This is a genomic window from Flavobacterium branchiophilum FL-15, from assembly GCF_000253275.1.
Classification (GTDB): domain Bacteria; phylum Bacteroidota; class Bacteroidia; order Flavobacteriales; family Flavobacteriaceae; genus Flavobacterium; species Flavobacterium branchiophilum.
In genome coordinates, this window is sequence record NC_016001.1 from 35,399 (window position 1) to 56,429 (window position 21,031).

Below are 21,031 nucleotides of genomic sequence, written 5' to 3' on the forward strand. Positions count from 1 at the left end.
TAAAATATGACTAGCAAAATATATGTTACTGCAAAATTTACAGTAAAAAAAGAAAAGTTGGATGAAGCAATCGCCTTGATGAAAAATCTTACTAACGCAACCACACAAACAGAAAAAGGTTGTGTTGCTTATTATTATTTACAGAGTATTACAAATTCTTGCGAATTTACATCGTATGAAATTTGGGAAAATGAAAATGATGAAGCAAAACATTGGGAAACCGCTCATGTGCAAAATGCATTGACAGCACTACCCAATTTGTTGGAAACGCTTCCCGAAATTGTTAAATGGAAAGATTTGAACTAATAAAATAACGTTTGGTTATGAATGTGATTGAAAAATATTTTAATGGTGAAAAAGCCGAAAGTTTAGTTTTTATAACAATAGGAGTCCTTGCTTTGGCAATGGCTCTTTATTTTATATTTGTACTAAAAACTAGTTTTTGGAAAGGAGTTGCCATGCCTTTTATTGCGGTTGCTTTACTGGAAATTCTTGTGGGATATATCGTTTTTACAAGAAGTCCAGAAGATATAAATCGTGTGAAAACTTATGTTGAGAAAGACCCAAAAAGTGTTCAAACACAAGAAATACCTAGAATGGAACAAGTGATGCGCAATTTTGTTGTTTTTAGATTTGTAGAAATTGCATTGATTGTTTTTGGAATTGTGTTGATGTATAGCACTAAAAATGACACCTTCTGGCGTGGATTGGGGCTAGGGCTCTTTTTGCAAGCTAGTATGGTCTTGAGTTTGGATTTCTTTGCCGAAAGAAGAGGTCATGTTTATATCAATTATTTAAAACAAGAGAAGCAATAAATATGAAAGGATATATTCATCTTCAAAGTATAGCCGATTTGTACCAAATGTTTAATTTGGGTAAGGCTCAGCATCCTTTGGTTGCTGTTTTAGATTTTAGTAAAGTAACCGAACATGTTGTACAAAATACCAAAATCACGACCGATTTTTATTCCATAATGTTCAAAAATTATTGCCAAAATCATATTAAGTATGGACGAAAGCCAATAGATTTTCAGGACGGAAACTTGATTTGTATAGCTCCAAATCAAGTGATTGAAATAGATAATGAAGTAGAAGAAAAGGAAGATAAAATTGGGTGGGGGTTGTTTTTTCACCCAGACCTAATTCGTGCTACATCGCTCAACGAAAAAATAAAAGATTATACTTTTTTTGATTATGAAGTTTCAGAGGCACTCCATCTTTCTGATAAAGAAAAAAATATTTTGATAGAATGTATTCAGAAAATTCAAACCGAACAGCAAGAAAATATAGATATTCATAGTAAGCAAATTATCGTTTCTACTATCGAATTATTATTAAACTACTGTACTAGATTTTATGGCAGACAATGGATAACAAGAAGTGTATCAAACAAAAATGTAATTTCAGAAATAGAATATATACTAAAATCCTATTTTGAAAATGAGGATATAAAAGAAATGGGCTTGCCTACAGTAAAGTATTTGGCAAATAAGGTACATTTATCGTCAAGCTATTTGAGTGATTTATTAAAAAAAGAAACAGGTAAAAACGCACAAGAGCACATTCATTTTTATCTAATTGAAAATGCAAAGAGTATGCTTTTGAATTCTGAAAAAAATATCAATGAAATAGCATATCAATTGGGCTTTGAGTATCCGCAGTATTTCAATAAGCTTTTTAAGAAAAAAACAGGTACAACCCCTATGGAATTTAGAAATTTAAACTAAAAAAACGTATAATAATTGTAAATTAAAATTAAAAAAAACATTTAAAACAAAATTCTTATATTGCTTCAAATAGTTTGCCTGGCAAAGGTCTTATTACACCTTTCATCTCCATATTAAGTAACAAACCTGAAATTTTGAAAATAGGAAAATCACATTCGAGAGCAATGATATCGAGAAGTTCTTTGCCGTTTTGAAGCAAAAAATCATACACTTTTTGTTCATCAGCTTCAAGCGAAACAAACAATTGTTTTTGAACGGGTTTGAGTTGTTTTTGGACATCCCAGTTTAAATTATATATCAAATCGGCGGCCGAGGTTAGTAGCGTGGCTTTTTGGGTTTTAATCAAGTCGTTGCAACCCTGACTAGATTTGTCTGAAATTCGGCCTGGTACTGCAAAAACATCTCTGTTATATTCCACAGCCAAGTTGGCCGTAATCAAAGACCCGCCCTTGGCCGCAGATTCGATAACAACGGTGGCTTCGCTCATGCCTGCCACAATTCGATTCCGACGAACAAAATTTTCTTTCTCAGGGTTTGAATTGCTCCAAAAATCTGTCAAAAAACCACCATTTTCTTCCATTTTTGCCACATATTTTTTGTGTGGTTTTGGATAAATTTGATTCAAACCATGTGCTAAAACACCAATAGTTTGCAAACCTAAATCCATAGCTAATTGGTGGGCTACTATATCCACACCATAAGCAAAACCACTAACAATTACAGGATTTAAAGGGGCTAAATCTGTAATAAATTTTTTGCAAAATTCAGTTCCATAAGGAGTAATTTGCCGAGTGCCAACAATGCTAATTAATTTTTGATGATTAAGATTCATTCGGCCAGTTCCAAACAGCAAAATAGGACCATCAAGACAATGTTTGAGGCGGTCTGGATATTCCAAACTTTGATAATTCAATACTTGTAACTTTTGATTTTGAATAAATTGAAGCTCGGTTTCAGCTTTAAAAAAAACAGATTTGTCTTTTAGGTTTTTTATCAAAATACTACCAACGCCTTCAATAGCAGTAAGTTGAGTGCTTTTTGCTTCAAATACTTGTTGTGCATTGCCACAATGAGAGAGTAATTTTTTTGCCATTACATCGCCAACACCTTCCACTTTTTGTAAAGCTAATAAGTAAAATAATTCTTGGTCTGTTAATTCCATATATTAATTTAGACTGTTTTTGAGTTGATAAAAATACAAAAATTGTTAATAAAAAATGTTAATAAATATTTTGTAAACAACTTTGATTGTGTAATTTTGTAACTATGAAGATAGAACAATCCATATCACAGCTATTATACCGTTACCAGTGCGTCATCGTTCCTGGTTTTGGTGCGTTTCTTACTGAAATTCAGTCTGCAAAAATACAAGAAAATTCTAATACATTTTTGCCTCCAAAGAAACAAATTTCATTCAATTCACAAATTGTGAGTAACGATGGTTTATTGGCAAATTATATTGCTCAAACAGAAAAGAGTACTTATGAAAATGCCATGATATTTATTGAATTTGAAGTAGATAATTGGTTGAAAAAACTTCAAAATAACGAAAGTGTTTTGTTTAAAAATGTTGGTGAAGTAGGTTTAAACGAAAACCGAAACATGATTTTCAAACCTTTTGATGAGGTAAATTATTTGGCAAGTTCTTTTGGATTGTCGCAATATGTAGCTCCTGTTGTTGAAAGGGTTATCGAAACAGTTCCTGATCAAGAAAATTCAGTTGAAGAAACACCATCAATCGCTAAAGTTTCTGAGCCAACAATTTCAAAACAATCTTATGGTCATTATTTTAAATATGCTGCCGTATTGGTTCTTGCATCAGGCATTGGTACTGTTGGTGGTATCAATATGTATGAGAAAAAAATAGCCCAACAAACATTTGATGTAGAGAATGCTGTACAGAAAAAAATTGAAAATAAAATCCAAACAGCCACTTTTTTTATAGATAATCCGATTACAGAAAGTGCTTTAGAAACAGCTGCTAAACCTTACTACCACATAATGGCTGGTTCTTTTAAAAACGATGAAAATGCTCAAAAAAAGTATAACCAATTGATACAAGATGGTTATCAAGCAAAAGTATTGCCCGTAAACGAGCATGGATTAATTCCAGTTGTTTATGGTAGTTTTAGTTCTTATTCAGATGCCAAAACGGTTTTAAACAAAGTACAAAACAAAGAGAATCCAGAAGCTTGGATTTTAATTAAAGCATTATAAATTAAAAATCCCGATAAAAGTCGGGATTTTTTTTGAAATTAAATTCCATTTTATGAACCCAAAACATCCTTCAGAATCATTAACAGTTCTTACAGATTTGGTTTTGCCAAGCGAAACAAATCCTCTTAATAATCTTTTTGGTGGCGAGTTATTAGCCAGAATGGATAGGGCTGCCAGTATTGCTGCCCGCAGACACTCTCGTCGAATTACAGTTACAGCATCTGTAAACCATGTAGCATTTAACAAAGCGATACCTCTTGGAAGTGTTGTAACTGTAGAAGCCAAAGTATCTAGAAGTTTTAAGTCGTCTATGGAAATTTATTTAGATGTTTGGACAGAAGATAGAGAATCAGGTCATCGAACAAAGGCCAATGAGGCTATTTATACTTTTGTTGCCGTAAACGAAATGGGCATCCCTGTAGAAGTGCCACCTGTTGTGCCTCAAACAGAATTGGAACAACAACGCTATGATGCCGCTTTGCGTCGCAAACAGTTGAGTTTGCTTTTAGCGGGTAAAATAAAACCTAGTGAAGCTACAGAATTAAAGGCATTATTTGTTTAAATACTGGCAAATAATCCTCTAGTATTAAGATATAGTAAAGCAAAAGATGTATTATTCAAAATCTACCCAAAAAAAAGAGGATCGCTTTTAAAAGCGACCCTCTTTTTTTTATTTAAAAATCAATAGAAAGGTTGATTACCAAATTTTTACTCGTTTTTCTGGAGCAATATACAAAGCATCGCCTTCTTTTATTTGAAAAGCTTCATAAAACGAATCAACATTCAACAACGGTACGTAAGCTCTGTACATGCCAGGCGAATGTGGATCTGTTTTTACCTGATTTTTAATAGCTTCGTCTCTCATTTTGCTTCTCCAAATGGTGCCCCACGAAATGAAAAAACGTTGTTCTGGCGTAAATCCATCAATCAAAGGCATGTTTTTTTGATCTTTTAAATACAATTTCAATCCATCATAAGCTGCATTTACACCACCTAAATCACCAATGTTTTCGCCCAAAGTAAATTTTCCATCTACACGAATACCTGGCAAAGGTTCCAACATGCTGTATTGATCGGCCAATGCACCTGTTAGGGCTTCAAATTTTTTACCATCTTCTTCTGTCCACCAATCTACTAAATTACCTTCGGCATTGTATCGAGCACCCGAATCATCAAAACCATGCGAAATTTCGTGGCCAATTACAGCACCAATGCCACCATAATTAACGGCTTCGTCTGCTTTAAAATCATAAAAAGGAGGTTGCAAAATGGCTGCAGGAAAAACTATTTCGTTATAAGAAGGATTGTAATAGGCATTTACAACTTGTGGTGCCATTCCCCACTCGGTTTTGTCCACGGGTTTGGTTAGTTTTTTAATATCTTCTTGATACTCCCATTTAGATATATTAATCATGTTTTGAAAATAAGAGCCTCCCTCTGCCGGGTTTTGAATTGTCAAAGCCGAATAATCTTTCCATTTATCTGGATAACCTATTTTTATGGTCAGTTTATTGAGTTTTTCTACTGCTTTTTTCTTCGTATCTTGGCTCATCCACGATAAGTTTTGAATTCTATTTTCATAAGCCTTCATCACATTTTTTATCATCAATGCGGCTTTTGATTTGGCTTCGGCTGGAAATTTTTGCTCAACGTATAATTTGCCCAATGCTTCGCCAATGTTGCCATTTACGGTTTGTAAAGCCCTTTCATCTCTTGGTTTTTGCTTTACAGCGCCTGCTAGGGTTTTGCTATAAAAGTCCCAATTAGCCGTTTCAATATCTGTTGATAACGCATTGGCAGCATCATTTAGCAAGCTCCATTTCAAATAATTTTTCCAATCATCAACCTTGTTTTCAGCAAATATAGCTTGCAAGGCCTCTAAATATTTTGGTTGGGTAACAACTACCGTTTCGGTGTTTTTGAACCCAACAGTTTTTAGGTATAAGTCCCAATTGATGGCTGGAAATAATTTTTGAATGTCTGCTATCGACATAGGATTATACGATTTTCTGTCATCACGGGCTTCTACTCTATCAAAACGAGGTTTGGCCAATTGAATTTCAAAATCTAATATTTTTTGTGCATTGATTGCTGCTTTTTCAGGTGATTGACCAATAAATTGCAACATTCTTGTTAAATGTGCTACATATTTAACTCTTTTTTCTTTAGCATCTTTTTCTTCAGACACATAATACTCTCGGTCTGGCAATCCCAAACGGGCAGTACCAAGATATACTACATTTTTATTACTGTCTTTTGCATCAGATCCTACTCCAAATCCAAAAAATCCAATACCTCCTGATGGCTCTAATTCCATCATTAATTTTTGTAAATCGGCAACGTTTTGAACAGCATCTATTTTAGTCAAATAGGGTTTTAATGGTAAAATACCCATTTTATTTCGGGCAACAGTATCTAATATTGATTTGAATAAATTAATGGCTTTTCCCTGATCGGTGTTGGATTTGTATCGACTGCTTTGACTTGCGGTTTTCAATATAGCCATAGCGTCTGCATCGGTTTTTTTACGAAGTTCGTCAAAACTTCCCCATCGGCTTCTGTCTTTTGGAATCTCAGTATTGTCTAGCCACTTTCCATTTACAAATCTAAAAAAATCAGTGCCTGGTTTGACGCTTTTGTCCATCAGTTCAACCTTTATTCCTGGTTGTGCTTTTGAATTACCCGTTTGTGCTTCTACGGAATGTAATCCTAGTAAAAGCAAACTTGTTATAAATAAATTTTTTTTCATAAATTAATTGTTTGGTTTTGATTGTTTATAAATTCGAACAATAAGTCTATTCAATTGTATATTTGTTTCAAAATTATTGTTTTTTTTTTCTAAAATTTAAAAAAAAATGTTTTAAAATAAAAATTATTCAAATAATTAATACTTATGCTTGATTTTTTTTAGGCTTGAACCAACAGATTTGTCATGCCCTAAGCCCTTTATCTAAATCAAAACAATTACACGTCATACAAAAAATATTGTTTGATGGTATCTAAAAGTCGGGTTTCATAACTTTCCATGTCTTTCCAATGGTCGTATTTTGGTTTTACCTCGGTATCTATAAAAATTTTAGCTTCATCAAATGATGGTAATTGATCTATCTGGGCTACAAAAGTGTTAAATGCAATAAAACTAGCATCAAAAAGGTATTGTACAAAACCAATTTTATCATTTAGCCCAAAACGAGTTGCTAAAGACGTTCTTGCAAGCGGTGTTGAGGTATTTTCAATGGTTTTAAAATCATTTTTAAACAAATGATCTGTTGGTTTTTCAATTCTTTCAAAAACAGGATCTGCATAATCAAGTTCTACAATTGTCGTTTTGTTTGTTGCTGCCTCTGTAGCTAGTGTAGGTGTTTTTTCAACTTCAAATTTTTCCTCTTCTTGATGGTTTTCCTCTTCTTTTTGACTATTCAAAGGCTCTTCGGTACTATTGTTTAAAACTTCAGTTGGTTTTTCAGAAGATGGGTTATCTATAATTGGATTTTTTTCTACATCAATTTGTTCTAATATTTTATCAACTTGTATTGGTGTCTTTTCGTTGGCATCCAGGTCCTTCAAAGTTGTAGGGTTAGAGTCATTTTTAGTTTCATCAACCATTTCAACTGGCACTTTTGATGGACTCATCACAATTTCTGTTGATTCAAACTCTTTAATTTGCGGTGCATCTATAAAATGATCTTTTTCGGTTTGGATAGATTCCGTTTCAGCTAAAATAAGTGATTCTAATGTTTTTACAACAACTTCTTCAGCCTTTGTATCGGTATTTTGACTATAAATATGTTCTAATTTTTGAAAAATAGTCGAACTACCAATTGTAGGCACAACGTCATGAAAATGGTTTTCTACAAACATTAAAATCGAAATTTTTTCATACAATTTTAAACATTCTGCCTGTAACTGTGGCAATTCGGCATGGCCTTTGAGCCTTAAAATTTGGTGGGCAATGCTCATTAAGTCGGCTTCTAATTTTTTCTTCATAACTTTTAAAATTTAAGTAAATGGAACTAATAATTTTTGGTAAATTTGTTTGCGATACAAAGTAATACAAATAAATTAATTTTACAGTAAAAAAAATAAAAAATGTTTCTCGAAAATACAGTAAATCATAAAGAACAATTTGGATGGATAGAAGTGATATGTGGCTCAATGTTTTCGGGCAAAACCGAAGAATTAATTAGACGTTTGAAAAGAGCACAATTTGCAAAACAAAAAGTCGAAATTTTTAAACCCGCCATCGATACTCGATACGACAACGAGATGGTAGTATCACATGATAGCAACGAAATACGTTCGACACCCGTACCAGCAGCAGCAAATATTGCCATTTTAGCTCAAGGTTGCGATGTAGTGGGCATAGACGAAGCACAGTTTTTTGATGACGAAATTGTAAAAATTTGCAATGATTTGGCCAACAACGGTATTCGGGTAATCGTTGCGGGTTTGGATATGGATTTTAAAGGCAATCCATTTGGACCTATGCCTGCCCTAATGGCTACTGCTGAATATGTTACAAAAGTGCATGCGGTGTGTACCAGAACAGGCAATTTGGCTCATTACAGTTTTAGAAAAAAAGCCAATGACAATTTAGTCATGCTTGGCGAAACGAATGAATATGAACCTTTAAGTAGAGCCGCTTTTTTTAATGCAATGCCCTTAAAAAAATAAAAATAAATTCATATATGACAATGACTTTTTCTGAAATAATTCCTGTTATCAATGCTCATTTTGAAGGAGAAATTCCAATTATTTGCATCGATAATATTGTAATAGATAGTCGTTCGTTACAAAATGGAAGTCAAACGCTTTTTTTTGCTATTGTTGGTCCACATCACGATGCCCACCAATATATTGAAACCCTTATTTCAAAAGGGGTTACTTGTTTTGTTGTGTCTTATATTCCAAACGGACTTCAAAACAAAGCCCATTTTCTACTCGTCCAAAATACTTTGATAGCTTTACAACAATTTGCAGCTTTTTATCGCAATCAATACCATTTTCCTGTGGTTGGTATTACGGGCAGCAATGGTAAAACAATTGTAAAAGAATGGCTTAATTTTTTGCTAACACCAGATTATAATATCATCAGAAGTCCAAAAAGTTATAATTCGCAGGTTGGGGTGCCTTTGTCTGTATTGGCTATTAATGAAAATCACAATTTTGGTATTTTTGAAGCAGGCATTTCAACAGTTTTTGAAATGCAACATTTACAAAAAATCATAAACCCCAATATTGGTATTTTAACAAACATTGGCCCAGCCCACGACGAAGGTTTTAATCATAATTTGCAAAAAATTAGCGAAAAAATGGTGCTTTTCAAAAATGCAGAGGTCGTAATTTTTCGAAAAAACAAAGATGTCGAAGCCGCTTTGACCCAAAAAAATAAAAGCTTTACGTGGAGTTTGACGGATAGACAGGCTAGTGTTTTTATCCAAAAAAACGACCTATTATACACTTTTTTTGATACAAATGATCAAAAAATGGGCCATTTGCAAATGCCATTTACAGACGAAGCATCAATAGAAAATGTGATTTCTTGTATCATGCTGTTGTTGTATTTAAAATATGATTTTCAAACAATTCAAAAAAGAATCAGCCTTTTATTTCCATTAGAAATGAGGCTAACAGTTAAAAAAGGTATTGAAAATGCTACTTTAATTGATGATAGTTATAGTTCTGATTTTCAGTCTCTTAAAATTGCTTTGGATTTTATGGAAAATCATAAACAAGGCATTCAAAAAACAGTGATTTTATCTGACATCTATCAAAGTGGTTTGCCCGAAAAAGAGTTGTATCTCAAAGTGGCTCAATTGCTTTCAGGAAATCAAATCACCCGATTGATTGGAATTGGCAAAACCATCGAAACCTTAAAACCATTGTTCAAACAAAGTGTGTTTTATGAAAGTACAGAAACCTTTTTGAGGGCTATCAAAGACATGCGTTTTCAAAATGAAACGATATTAATTAAAGGAGCCCGACGGTTTGAGTTTGAAAAAATTGTTGCAGCTTTAGAAGAGAAAACACATGAAACGGTGTTGGAAATCAACTTAAATGCGATTAGTCATAATTTGAATTATTATAAAACTAAACTAAAACCTACTACCAAATTGATGGCCATGGTAAAAGCCTTTGGATATGGAAATGGTGGTTTTGAAATTGCTAAACTGCTCGAACACCACAAAGTTGATTATTTGGGTGTTGCTTTTGCCGATGAAGGTATTGCCTTAAAAAATGCGGGTATTAAACTACCAATTATGGTACTAAATCCTGAAAGTACCAGCTTTTTGAGCCTTATTCAATACGGATTAGAACCCGAAATTTATAGTTTTCGAGGATTACATTCTTTTTTAGAAATTGCCCGACATCAACAGCTTTTGGATTATCCAATACATATCAAACTTGATACTGGAATGCACCGTTTGGGTTTTCAAGAACCCGATTTGAACTCATTAATTGCTATTTTGGAGGCCAATAATTCTGTAAAAGTGCAAAGTATTTTATCGCATTTAGCAACAAGCGATGATTTGGACAGTCGTGATTTTGCTCAATTTCAAATTCAGTTATTTGAAAAATGCTCGTCCATGATTATGCAAAAATTGAAAATACAGCCTATCAGACATGTATTAAACACCTCAGGTATTAGCAATTATACAGAAGCACGGTACGACATGGTGCGATTAGGAATTGGATTATATGGCATTTCAAATGATCCAAATGAACAACCCTTATTGGCTCATGTTGGCACATTAAAATCTATTATTTCACAAATTAGAACTATTTATCCAGGTGAAAGTGTAGGATATAGCCGTAGATTTATAGCACAAAAGCCAACCACAATTGCCACTATACCAATTGGTTATGCCGATGGAATTTCGAGGCTGTGGGGCAATGGAGTGGGTTATGTAACCATCAACCAACAAAAAGCTAGTATTGTAGGCAGTATCTGTATGGATATGCTAATGGTAGATATAACCGACATCAACTGTTTAGAAGGAGATAATGTGATTATAATTGGCCAAAATCCAAGTGCCATATTGATGGCAAAAGCCTTGCAAACCATACCTTATGAAATTTTAACAAGTATCTCTCAACGGGTCAAACGGGTTTTTTATAGAGAATAACGTGGCTAGGATACTATTTTGAAAATGGTTTTTTTGTATATTTGTCTATTATTATAGAATTGGAATGAAAACAATTACCTTATTTTCAGATTTAGATTTGACTAAAGAATATACTTTTTCGGATTATTTGCAATGGCAATTTTCCGAAAGGGTAGAATTGCTCAAAGGTTTCATCAAGCAAATGAGCCCTACACCAAGCAGAAGACATCAAACGACATCGCAAAATTTGAATTTTAAAATTTATTCTTATTTCAATACTAAAAGATGCAGTGTATTTGTTGCCCCTTTCGACGTGCGTTTGCCAATTGCTTCCGCAAAAAAAGACACGACTGTAGTGCAACCCGACTTGTGCATTATTTGCGACGAAAGCAAACTAGACGATTATGGTTGCAACGGTGCACCCGATTTGATTGTTGAAATCGTTTCGCCCAACAACAGCAAATATGATGTAGATACCAAATTCAAGCTGTATCAAGAAGCGGGTGTTATGGAGTATTGGATTGTACAAACGGAGATGAAAACCGTGTTGGTGTACCGCCTGCAAAATGGCATTTATGTAGGTTCCAAACCATTTGCCGAAGGCGAAATTATTGAAAGTCCGCTGTTTCCAGAAATGTCAATTGCGGTGGATGAGGTTTTTTATAGAGTTTAAAAAAAAATATATGGCAGTAATTACCCATTTTTCAGAATTAGATTTGACCAAAGAATATACATTTTCGGATTATTTGCAATGGCAATTTTCCGAAAGGGTAGAATTGCTCAAAGGTTTCATCAAAAAAATGAGCCCCGCACCAAGTAGAAAACATCAGACGGTTTCAAGAAATTTATCAGGAATATTTTATAATTTTTTATATAAAAAACCGTGTAATTTTTTTTCAGCTCCTTTCGACGTGCGTTTGCCAATTGCTTCCGCCAAAAAAGACACAACGGTAGTGCAACCCGACTTGTGCATTATTTGCGACGAAAGCAAACTAGACGATTATGGCTGCAACGGTGCACCCGATTTGATTGTTGAAATCGTTTCACCTAACAACAGCAAATATGATGTAGATACCAAATTCAAGCTGTATCAAGAAGCGGGTGTAATGGAATATTGGATTGTACAAACAGAGATGAAAACCGTGTTGGTGTACCGCCTACAAAATGGCATTTATGTAGGTTCCAAACCTTTTGCCGAAGGCGAAATTATTGAAAGTCCGCTGTTTCCAGAAATGACAATTGCGGTGGATGAGGTTTTTTATAGAGTTTAAAATAAATAAATATGGCAGTAATCACTCATTTTTCAGAATTAGATTTGACCAAAGAATATACATTTTCGGATTATTTGCAATGGCAATTTTCCGAAAGGGTAGAATTGCTCAAAGGTTTTATCAAAAAAATGAGCCCCGCACCAAGTAGAAAACATCAGACGACTTCGCAAAATATTAATAAATATTTTTTGAATTTTTTTACTTGTAGTTCTTGTTCTATTTTTTCAGCTCCTTTCGACGTGCGTTTGCCAATTGCTTCCGCAAAAAAAAACACAACGGTGGTGCAACCCGACTTGTGCATCATTTGCAACGAAAGCAAACTAGACGATTATGGCTGCAACGGTGCTCCCGATTTGATTGTTGAAATCGTTTCGCCCAACAACAGCAAATATGATGTAGATACCAAATTCAAGCTGTATCAAGAAGCGGGTGTTATGGAGTATTGGATTGTACAAACAGAGATGAAAACCGTGTTGGTGTACCGCCTGCAAAATGGCATTTATGTAGGTTCCAAACCATTTGCCGAAGGCGAAATTATTGAAAGTCCGTTGTTTCCAGAAATGACAATTGCGGTGGATGAGGTTTTTTATAGGGTGTGAAAACTATCTAAGTTTAAATTCATTTCATTTTCAATTACGGTTATAAAACTTAATTCTTCGGGATGTTTTTTAAAATAGGTCAAATAAAAAGTAGCGTCAAAGTTTTCAAAAATATCATATAATCTATCTAAATGTTTTTTTCTTTGATTATACAAACTAGGATGGTTTAAACCTAAAAAGGCAATAAAATCAATAGCTTCTTGATCGTTTTCATCTTTGGCTTCAAAGATAAATTCGCATTTGATGTATTGAATTCGGTTATTTAATTCTTCACTATTTTGATAAAATTTAGTTTCAAAAAACCGATTGTTTCTGTATTTTTCATCTTTTTTATATAAGTTAGGTTTTGATAAAACGGCATAATAATTATAATAATCATCTTGATATTTTTTGGAACTATCAAAATGTTCAACCACAACACTATCCAAATCCTTAAAATATTTTTCGGTATAAGCACAGAAATTAAACTGTTCTTGTATTAAAATTGATCTAATAATAGCATTGTTTTTAGGGTTGGATTTTTTATAAACCAAACCTTTACACACAATTTCAGATAGATGGTTTTTTGAGAAAAATTTCATAGTTTAAAAATTGTATGAGGTACCAATAGCGGTTATTTTGTCGCTCAACTCCATTTTTTCATCCTCATTTGTGGACTTTCTTAAAGCTTGTTTGAGTGCTAAATATTTCTCCCAAAACTCCATTCCTTTTTTACCCATCAAATTTGGTAATTTGAAATCTCTTTCCAAAATATCGTTGGGATCATCGCCCGCAGGAGTTATTCCTTTGGAAGCTTTTACAGTTCCATTTTCGTTCCAATCTAAAATAATCCGTTCATAAGGTTCAAATTGTGCTGCAATTATTGGATTATGGGTAGTCATGAAAATTTGGGTATTGTTCTCGCCATTTTTATCATTAACAATTTCTTGATAGGTTTCAATAAGTTCAAACAAAAAATCAGGAAAAAGACTGTTTTCGGGTTCATCAATCAATAAAAAGCCTGTTTTTACTTCTTTGTTAAAGTATAATGAAAAAATATGCCCCACTCTAAAAATAAAATTTCTAATTCCGGTGCTTAATTCACTATAAGGAATATTTTCTTTAGTGCCTTTTAGCCTGATGTAAGCTTTTAAATTATCTGTTAATTGAATGGGATTGTTGGCATTTTCAACATCAAATTCAAGACCTGCCTTGTCTAATATTTTATTCCAAAGAATAGCTATTTTATCTAAAATTTTAGGATTTATTTTTTCAAATTCAGCTAATAATTCTCTTTTTGTTTTTGAAAGATTCTCGGGTTTGTTTTCAAAAAGTTGTTGTTCTTCCTCTCTTTTTTTGATAAGATAAATTAAAAGCGTCCAAAAATATTGAATGTTTTGATCAGAAACCTCGTGATAATTTGGGAAATTATGAAACAGTTGAAGTGCTTCGTTTACAGAACTTTGAGGTACATCTTCAATATTTATTAAATGATTTTGATGTGATTCCGAAGGAGCGTAGATGTGTAAAAAATCTTTTTTTTTCCAAAAATCATGCACTTTACACATAATGTCATCGTTTGCAACATTTATTTTGTTTTGTGAAATAAATTCTTTAAAACTATCTTCTGTTCCATCTATTTCAGCAAAACATTTTTCAATTTCAGAATTATATAAAAAAATGAAATTTTTAAATACTAATAAAAATTGATCATTTATTTTAATTTTGATTAAAAAACTTATATTTAAACAGTTTTTCCAAAAAAACTTATCAATATTAAAATAATCACAATCAACAAACTCATTAATTATTCTAAGAATTGTTGTTTTTCCAGTTCCATTCTTACCAATAAAACATACTTTATTTACCGGTTCGCCAGTTTCAGGATTGGTAAAATCGATGTAAGTATCTTGAAATTGTTTGTATCCTTTGATGTGTATGCTGCAGATTTTCATTATTTTCCAAATTTTACAACAAATATAAACATTTGACATTTAAAATACAATTAGAATTTTATTTAAACATTTTATTAAGTAATTACATGTTTAACATATCCTAATTGAATTTTATTATTGTAGTTGTAATGTTATAAACGCATCATTTTTTATTTTTTTATAAAAATATTATAGCTATTTTTTAATTCTATTTTCATTTTGTTTTACAAAGGCATCCCAGCCAGTATAATTTTTTCCTATTTCTTGTTTGCCAGAATTAAAAAAATGACACACAGCAGCCGCTAAACCATCGGTTGAATCCAAGTTTTTGGGCAAGGTTTTTAAATCTAATAATTGTTGTAACATCTTGGCTACTTGCTCTTTGCTGGCATTTCCGTTGCCTGTTATGGCCATTTTTATTTTCTTGGGTTCATATTCTGTAATGGGAATCCCCCTAGACAAACCCGCTGCCATAGCTACTCCTTGGGCTCTACCTAGTTTGAGCATTGATTGGACATTTTTACCAAAAAAAGGTGCCTCAATGGCTATTTCGTCTGGATGATGTGTTTCTATAAGTTCGATGGTACGTTCAAAAATAATTTTTAATTTTTGATAATGATTATCGTATTTGGATAATTGTAACTCATTGAGTTGTAAAAAAGTCATTTTTTTTTGGACAACTTTGATCAGTCCAAATCCCATTATGGTTGTTCCTGGATCTATTCCAAGTATGATGCGTTCGTGTGTCAAAAGTCTTGTTTTTAAGGTATTAAAATGTAAAAAACATAAATTGTATTGGCAAGTCTAAAGTTTTCCTTTACTTTGTACCATGATAATTATTGCAGACAAAGTTAAACATTTATTGGTTTTTGCTATCAAAATTTTAATTGTTTTGGGAGCTTTCTATTTTATTTATAATCAATTGGTTCACAATCCCAAATTGGATTGGCAAAAAATCCAAAAATTAGTTTTTCAAAAAGCTACTTTTTTGGGAGTGATAACCATGTTTTTTTTGAGTTTTGTAAACCGTTTTTTAGAAATTATAAAATGGCAAAATTTAGTTTCTACTTTCAAATCCATTAGCTTGGCCGAGGCTACAAAACAAGTTTTGAGTGCCTTAACAGCAGGTTTGTTTACCCCAAATGGTTTGGGCGAATATGCTGGAAAAGCCTTTTATTTTAAAGCAACCGAGACCAAAAAAGTTATTTTTTTAAATCTGGTTTGCAATGGCATACAAATGATAATTACCATTTTTTTTGGAACTATTGGTCTCTTTATTTTAGGTTACAACAAAATAGGCGGGCTTATTCTATTGGTAGTTGGGATACTATGTGTAGTCTTATATTTTGTAAAAGATATTAAATTTAAAAAATATTCTTTAAAAAATATTTATACCGAATGGCATCGTATTCCAAAAATTATACATACAAAAAATTTATTTTTAGCCTTGGGTCGCTATATCACTTTTTCGCATCAATATTACTTGTTATTTATAGCTTTCGATGTGCAGGTGCCTTACATTACGCTAATGGCCTCCATAGCATCGGTTTATTTTTTGGCCTCATCTTTACCGTCATTTCAGTTTTTAGATTTTGCTGTAAAAGGCAGTATAGCGGTTTATTTTTTGCAACAACTTGGAGTTCAGGAGTGGATAGCCGTTTGGGTAACAACGCTTTTATGGCTGCTTAATACCGCTATTCCTGTTGGTATTGGTAGTTTTTATGTAATGCAATTCAAGATAAATAAAAATCTTTGAAATTGCTATTAACAACTTGTTTGTTGCAAACAAACGCCAATAAACAAAAGGCGGTAACATATTTGACCAAATTACAAATATGAAAATTGGAACACCCCTTTTTTATTACAATGAATGATACAACAGCAGATCATCTTTGCCAATGATTCATATATTTTGACAAAGATGATGGCGTATTAAATAATCATTTCAGGTATGTTGCCTTCTATAATCAATTGGGCTTCTGTAGCAGCAATAATGTGTTCTACACTTACACCAGGAGCTCTTTCGAGCAACTGAAACCCTTTTGGTGTTACTTGTAATACGGCCAATTCTGTTACCACTTTTTTTACGCAACCAACACCTGTAAGTGGAAGGCTGCATTTTTTTAAAATTTTACTTTCGCCTGCTTTGTTTACGTGCATCATGGCTACAATTATGTTTTCTGCAGAGGCTACTAAATCCATTGCTCCACCCATGCCTTTTACCATTTTGCCTGGTATTTTCCAATTGGCAATATCGCCATTTTCCGAAACTTCCATAGCTCCCAAAATGGTCAAATCAACGTGTTGCCCACGAATCATACCAAAACTAAAGGCAGAATCAAAAAAACTAGCACCTGGCAAGGTTGTAATAGTTTGTTTGCCAGCATTGATGAGGTCTGCATCTTCCTGGCCCTCTATTGGAAAAGGCCCCATACCTAATACTCCATTTTCGCTTTGAAATTCGACCGAAATATTTTGCGGCACATAATTAGCTACAAGTGTGGGGATGCCAATTCCTAAATTTACATAAAACCCATCTTGAACTTCTTTGGCAATTCTTTTTGCAATATCTTCTTTTGTTAGCATCTTGTTTTTCTTAAAAATATTTTCAAAATTTTATTTTTTTCGAACAGTTCGTTGTTCAATTCGTTTTTCGAAGTGATTGCCCTGAAAAATTCTTTGTACTAATATGCCAGGAATGTGTATTTGATTTGGATCTAAACTTCCGGCGGGTACTAATTCTTCTACTTCGGCAACAGTAATAGCCGCAGCACCACACATGCAGGGATTAAAATTTCGAGCTGTACCTTTAAAAATAAGATTTCCAGCTTCGTCTCCTTTCCATGCTTTTACAATGGCAAAATCTGCCTGAAAGGCATGCTCTAAAATGTGCATTTTACCATTAAATTCTCGAGATTCTTTGCCAATGGCTACTTCTGTGCCATATCCCGCTGGCGTAAAAAATGCTGGTATGCCTGCTTGTGCTGCTCGACATCTTTCTGCCAAGGTGCCTTGTGGAATCAAATCAACTTCCAGCTCGCCCGATAGCATTTGACGCTCAAACTCGGCATTTTCGCCTACATAAGACGATATCATTTTCCGAATTTGTTTGTTTTGAAGTAATAAACCTAAACCAAAATCGTCCACACCTGCATTATTAGATATACAAGTCAAATTGTTAATTTTCATATCAACAAGTGCTGCAATTGCATTTTCTGGAATGCCACACAATCCAAAGCCTCCTAACATCAAGGTCATGTTGCTTTGAATGCCTTCTAGTGCCGCTTGTACGTGGGCTACTTTTTTTGAAATCATAATTTTTTAGGGACTTTATTTATTATCAACTTATTAAATATTTGTATATAGTATAAGGCCTTTTTTTGTGGCTGTAGCACTTTTTTTTGCCTTATTTCAAAATGATTTCAATTATAATTTTCAGTTTATACCAAAAAAATTGAATTTATAACAAAATTAAGGTTTTAAATGTAATAATAAAATAAAAACATCATTTTTTATTCAAAAAAAATGATGTTTTTAAATTGGGGAAATGTATGATTATGATTTGCTTTTTTGAAAAGAGAAATAAGCTATCAACGTACTGATAAACATTAAAATGCCTCCTAAAACAAATGGAGCTCCTGGAAATATAAAAGGGGCTTGGTTGTGAGTAAAATAATAAAAAACAGAGCTCATCATGGGCGGGCCTATGATGGCAGAAGCACTCATCAAACTTGACAAAGTGCCTTGAATTTCGCCTTGTTCGTTTGCGGGTACTTGACTAGACACAACCGCTTGCATGGCCGGTCCTGCTATGCCTCCAAGACAGTAAGGAATTAAAAACACAAACATCATCCAACTTTTGGTAGCGGTGGCAAACAAAAACATTCCTACACAATACAATGCCATACCTAAATATATACTTTTTTCGTTGCCCAATTTTGGATTGATAACTCGAATCAAACCCCCTTGAACAATTCCTACTAAAAGTCCAATGGCACCAAGCGAAAAGCCTACCATTTTTTCGTCCCATTTGAATTGGTACATTGTAAAATAGCTCCAATTGCTATGTACTGCGTGAGAGGCTATGTAAAGTAAAAAAATAGAAAATACTAGTCCTATAAGGTGAGGGTATTTTTTGAGATGTAAAAAAGCTCCAATTGGATTGGCTCTTTTTAGATTGAATGGCCTACGGTTGTCAATGTCTAATGATTCTGGTAAAATAAATAGGCCATACAAAAAATTAACCAAACAAAGTACAGCTGCCGCATAAAAAGGGACTCTAGAGCCATATTGTCCTAAAATGCCACCAATTACAGGGCCAATTATAAATCCTAGCCCAAAAGCTGCTCCAATCATTCCAAAATTTTTGGCTCTATTTTCGGGTGTGCTAACATCTGCAATATAGGCAGAGGCAGTAGTAATGCTAGCTCCCGTTAGTCCAGCAATAATTCGACCTACAAATAACCATTGGATTGTTGGGGCAAATGCCAAAAGCAAATAATCCATAGAAAAAGCAAATAAAGAAATCAAAATAATGGGTCTTCGTCCGTATTGATCACTTAAATTTCCAATTAATGGTGCAAATAAAAACTGTGTTATGGCATAAGCAAATGTCAGCCAACCGCCATATTTTGAGGCTTCGCTAATGTCGCCGTGTATCAATTCCTTGATTAATTTTGGAATTACAGGTATAATGATACCCCAACCCGTAATGTCTATTAGCATGGTGATAAAGATGAATCCAATTGCAGCAGATTTTTTATTAGATGACATAAAATGTTGTTTGATAATTGTTTTTTAGAAAATGTTGTTTCTTTTGTATTTACAAGACTATATTTTTGAAAAAATAAACCCTATTTCTTCAAATACAAATGTTGCAAATAAAATGTGAATGTATAAAAAAAAAGATAATATTTTGATATATTTATTAATATTTGTTAAAAAATTACATTTTAAATTTTAAATCTGCAATACTGTCTAATTCATTTTTTAGCGGCAACATATATTTGTTAAATGCAGGCTTACTGTTGTTATCCATTGGGGTAGAGGTGGGTAGTTTTAATTTTAAGGCATCCACCTGAACACCGTTTTTCCAAAATCGATAACAAACGTGAGGGCCTGTGGCTAATCCTGTGCTGCCCACTTTGCCAATGATGTCGCCTTGTTTGACTGTTTGCCCCCTACGAACTACTATTTTGGACATGTGAAGGTATTGTGTGGCATAAGTACGGTCGTGTTTGACTTTTACAAAATTGCCATTTCCAGCCGTATATCCTGTTTGTTCTACTACTCCACTTGCTGTTGTCATGATGGGAGTGCCTTGTGGTGCAGCATAATCTGTTCCGTTGTGTGCCTTCCATATTTGTTGCACAGGATGAAACCTGCTTTTGGTGTAATGCGAGGTGATGTTGATGAATTTTAGCGGAGCTTTTAGGAAAAAATTCTTTAAGGTTTTGCCATTTTCATCATAATAATCAATGCGACTGCGGGGCGAAATTTGGTATGGGAAAGCATATATCTTGCGGCCTTTATATTCAAAAAATGCTGCTTTTAAGCTGTCCACACCATCATAAATAGTGTCGTCTATATACCTTTCGGTAATGGTAATGGCAAACTTATCGCCTCGCCTCGATTTGAAAAAATCGATAGACCAAGCATACATTTTTGTGATTTTATTGGCTAAATTGGCATCAATGCCATATTTGTTAAGTGTATAATATAGCGAGCCATCTAACCGACCTGCAATAGTACGTTGTTTATAAGAAATAGGCTTAGATTTGTTGTAAACCAACAATGAATCTCTAAAATCAATTAATGTAAAATGGCCTCTATCCTTTTGATATACAAAATATTGCAACTTTTTGGAGGCATATTTTGTTCTCAATAACCAGTAGGGTTTGCCCACTTTTATGGTTTTGACGTCAAATGAATCTTTAACCGTTTCGATGACTTGATGAACTTCTCGTTTGCCAAGGTTTTGTTTTTCTAATATTGCTCCAAAAGAATCTCCGTTTTTGATAGTATCTTGTATGACGTCAAAATTGTTTAGTACCAATCCAAAATCGACTACAATGGGAGCCACTTTTGGTTGGGGCAATACGACGACTTCGTTGTTGTTTTTACAAGATATAAATCCAATAAAAAACAATATGGGAATTGTTTTTCTAAACATAATATTCTATTTTATTTGGCAATAATA

Annotated in this window: 21 protein-coding genes; 11 read left to right on the forward strand and 10 right to left on the reverse strand. The window is 33.4% G+C overall.

The genetic code is table 11. The features are described from left to right. The first annotated feature begins 6 nt into the window (after positions 1-6). From FBFL15_RS00150 to FBFL15_RS00160, 3 genes are read left to right on the forward strand one after another with little or no spacing between them, the layout of a single operon-like run. Positions 7-306 carry a putative quinol monooxygenase gene (locus FBFL15_RS00150; protein WP_014082664.1) on the forward strand — a complete coding sequence of 100 codons (300 nt, stop codon included), beginning with the start codon at positions 7-9 and terminating at the stop codon, positions 304-306. Between the two features lie 17 nt (positions 307-323). Then, positions 324-815 (forward strand): hypothetical protein, encoded by a 492-nt coding sequence (locus FBFL15_RS00155; protein WP_014082665.1) that lies wholly within the window; start codon positions 324-326, stop codon positions 813-815. Positions 816-817: 2 nt separating this feature from the next. Continuing rightward, positions 818-1,726, forward strand: coding sequence for a helix-turn-helix domain-containing protein (locus tag FBFL15_RS00160; RefSeq protein WP_014082666.1), 909 nt, complete (start codon positions 818-820; stop codon positions 1,724-1,726). A gap of 55 nt (positions 1,727-1,781) precedes the next feature. Here FBFL15_RS00160 and dprA read toward each other — a convergent pair whose 3' ends face one another. Further along, a complete protein-coding gene (gene dprA / locus FBFL15_RS00165) occupies positions 1,782-2,888 on the reverse strand; it encodes a DNA-processing protein DprA (RefSeq protein ID WP_014082667.1) in 1,107 nt (368 codons plus the stop codon). A 104-nt stretch (positions 2,889-2,992) separates the two neighbouring features. Between dprA and FBFL15_RS00170 the strand changes: the two genes are divergently transcribed. Together FBFL15_RS00170 and FBFL15_RS00175 are read left to right on the forward strand one after the other, a co-directional pair. Continuing rightward, positions 2,993-3,943 carry an HU domain-containing protein gene (locus tag FBFL15_RS00170; RefSeq protein WP_014082668.1) on the forward strand — a complete coding sequence of 317 codons (951 nt, stop codon included), beginning with the start codon at positions 2,993-2,995 and terminating at the stop codon, positions 3,941-3,943. 52 nt (positions 3,944-3,995) lie between these two features. Continuing rightward, positions 3,996-4,505, forward strand: coding sequence for an acyl-CoA thioesterase (locus FBFL15_RS00175; protein ID WP_014082669.1), 510 nt, complete (start codon positions 3,996-3,998; stop codon positions 4,503-4,505). A 135-nt stretch (positions 4,506-4,640) separates the two neighbouring features. On the opposite strand, the gene FBFL15_RS00180 is transcribed toward FBFL15_RS00175, so the two are convergent. Beyond that, the gene (locus tag FBFL15_RS00180) at positions 4,641-6,692 is read right to left on the reverse strand and encodes a M13 family metallopeptidase (protein ID WP_014082670.1); all 2,052 of its coding nucleotides are present in this window, start codon (positions 6,690-6,692) and stop codon (positions 4,641-4,643) included. A gap of 215 nt (positions 6,693-6,907) precedes the next feature. Beyond that, a complete protein-coding gene (locus tag FBFL15_RS00185) occupies positions 6,908-7,930 on the reverse strand; it encodes a hypothetical protein (protein ID WP_014082671.1) in 1,023 nt (340 codons plus the stop codon). A 102-nt stretch (positions 7,931-8,032) separates the two neighbouring features. Here FBFL15_RS00185 and FBFL15_RS00190 point away from each other — a divergent pair, with 102 nt between their 5' ends. The 5 genes from FBFL15_RS00190 (at position 8,033) to FBFL15_RS00210 (ending at position 12,919) form a co-directional block, all read left to right on the forward strand. Then, positions 8,033-8,617 (forward strand): thymidine kinase, encoded by a 585-nt coding sequence (locus FBFL15_RS00190; protein ID WP_014082672.1) that lies wholly within the window; start codon positions 8,033-8,035, stop codon positions 8,615-8,617. A 14-nt stretch (positions 8,618-8,631) separates the two neighbouring features. After that, positions 8,632-11,070 carry a bifunctional UDP-N-acetylmuramoyl-tripeptide:D-alanyl-D-alanine ligase/alanine racemase gene (locus tag FBFL15_RS00195; RefSeq protein ID WP_014082673.1) on the forward strand — a complete coding sequence of 813 codons (2,439 nt, stop codon included), beginning with the start codon at positions 8,632-8,634 and terminating at the stop codon, positions 11,068-11,070. Between the two features lie 64 nt (positions 11,071-11,134). Continuing rightward, a complete protein-coding gene (locus FBFL15_RS00200) occupies positions 11,135-11,722 on the forward strand; it encodes a Uma2 family endonuclease (RefSeq protein WP_014082674.1) in 588 nt (195 codons plus the stop codon). 10 nt (positions 11,723-11,732) lie between these two features. Continuing rightward, positions 11,733-12,320, forward strand: coding sequence for a Uma2 family endonuclease (locus tag FBFL15_RS00205; protein ID WP_014082675.1), 588 nt, complete (start codon positions 11,733-11,735; stop codon positions 12,318-12,320). 11 nt (positions 12,321-12,331) lie between these two features. Further along, positions 12,332-12,919 carry a Uma2 family endonuclease gene (locus FBFL15_RS00210; protein WP_014082676.1) on the forward strand — a complete coding sequence of 196 codons (588 nt, stop codon included), beginning with the start codon at positions 12,332-12,334 and terminating at the stop codon, positions 12,917-12,919. Here FBFL15_RS00210 and FBFL15_RS00215 read toward each other — a convergent pair. The 3 genes from FBFL15_RS00215 to ruvC form a co-directional block, all read right to left on the reverse strand. Further along, positions 12,907-13,500: a hypothetical protein gene (locus tag FBFL15_RS00215; protein WP_014082677.1), complete on the reverse strand. Its 594-nt coding sequence runs from the start codon at positions 13,498-13,500 to the stop codon at positions 12,907-12,909. The genes FBFL15_RS00210 and FBFL15_RS00215 overlap by 13 nt on opposite strands. 3 nt (positions 13,501-13,503) lie before the next feature. Next, positions 13,504-14,853, reverse strand: a complete 1,350-nt coding sequence (locus FBFL15_RS00220) for an ATP-binding protein (protein WP_014082678.1) — start codon at positions 14,851-14,853, stop codon at positions 13,504-13,506. Between the two features lie 174 nt (positions 14,854-15,027). Next, positions 15,028-15,582 carry a crossover junction endodeoxyribonuclease RuvC gene (gene ruvC / locus FBFL15_RS00225; protein ID WP_014082679.1) on the reverse strand — a complete coding sequence of 185 codons (555 nt, stop codon included), beginning with the start codon at positions 15,580-15,582 and terminating at the stop codon, positions 15,028-15,030. Positions 15,583-15,661: 79 nt separating this feature from the next. Between ruvC and FBFL15_RS00230 the strand changes: the two genes are divergently transcribed. Continuing rightward, on the forward strand, positions 15,662-16,588 hold the full coding sequence (locus FBFL15_RS00230; protein ID WP_014082680.1) for a hypothetical protein: 927 nt from the start codon (positions 15,662-15,664) through the stop codon (positions 16,586-16,588). A 176-nt stretch (positions 16,589-16,764) separates the two neighbouring features. Here the strand turns inward: FBFL15_RS00230 and FBFL15_RS00235 are convergent, their stop codons facing one another. The 4 genes from FBFL15_RS00235 to FBFL15_RS00250 form a co-directional block, all read right to left on the reverse strand. Further along, positions 16,765-17,418 (reverse strand): CoA transferase subunit B, encoded by a 654-nt coding sequence (locus tag FBFL15_RS00235; protein ID WP_014082681.1) that lies wholly within the window; start codon positions 17,416-17,418, stop codon positions 16,765-16,767. Positions 17,419-17,448: 30 nt separating this feature from the next. Continuing rightward, positions 17,449-18,147 carry a CoA transferase subunit A gene (locus tag FBFL15_RS00240; RefSeq protein WP_014082682.1) on the reverse strand — a complete coding sequence of 233 codons (699 nt, stop codon included), beginning with the start codon at positions 18,145-18,147 and terminating at the stop codon, positions 17,449-17,451. A 240-nt stretch (positions 18,148-18,387) separates the two neighbouring features. Continuing rightward, positions 18,388-19,605 carry a TCR/Tet family MFS transporter gene (locus FBFL15_RS00245; RefSeq protein ID WP_014082683.1) on the reverse strand — a complete coding sequence of 406 codons (1,218 nt, stop codon included), beginning with the start codon at positions 19,603-19,605 and terminating at the stop codon, positions 18,388-18,390. Positions 19,606-19,777: 172 nt separating this feature from the next. Continuing rightward, complete coding sequence (locus FBFL15_RS00250; RefSeq protein ID WP_014082684.1) at positions 19,778-21,004, reverse strand: M23 family metallopeptidase; 1,227 nt, start codon at positions 21,002-21,004, stop codon at positions 19,778-19,780. Between the last annotated feature and the right edge of the window lie 27 nt (positions 21,005-21,031).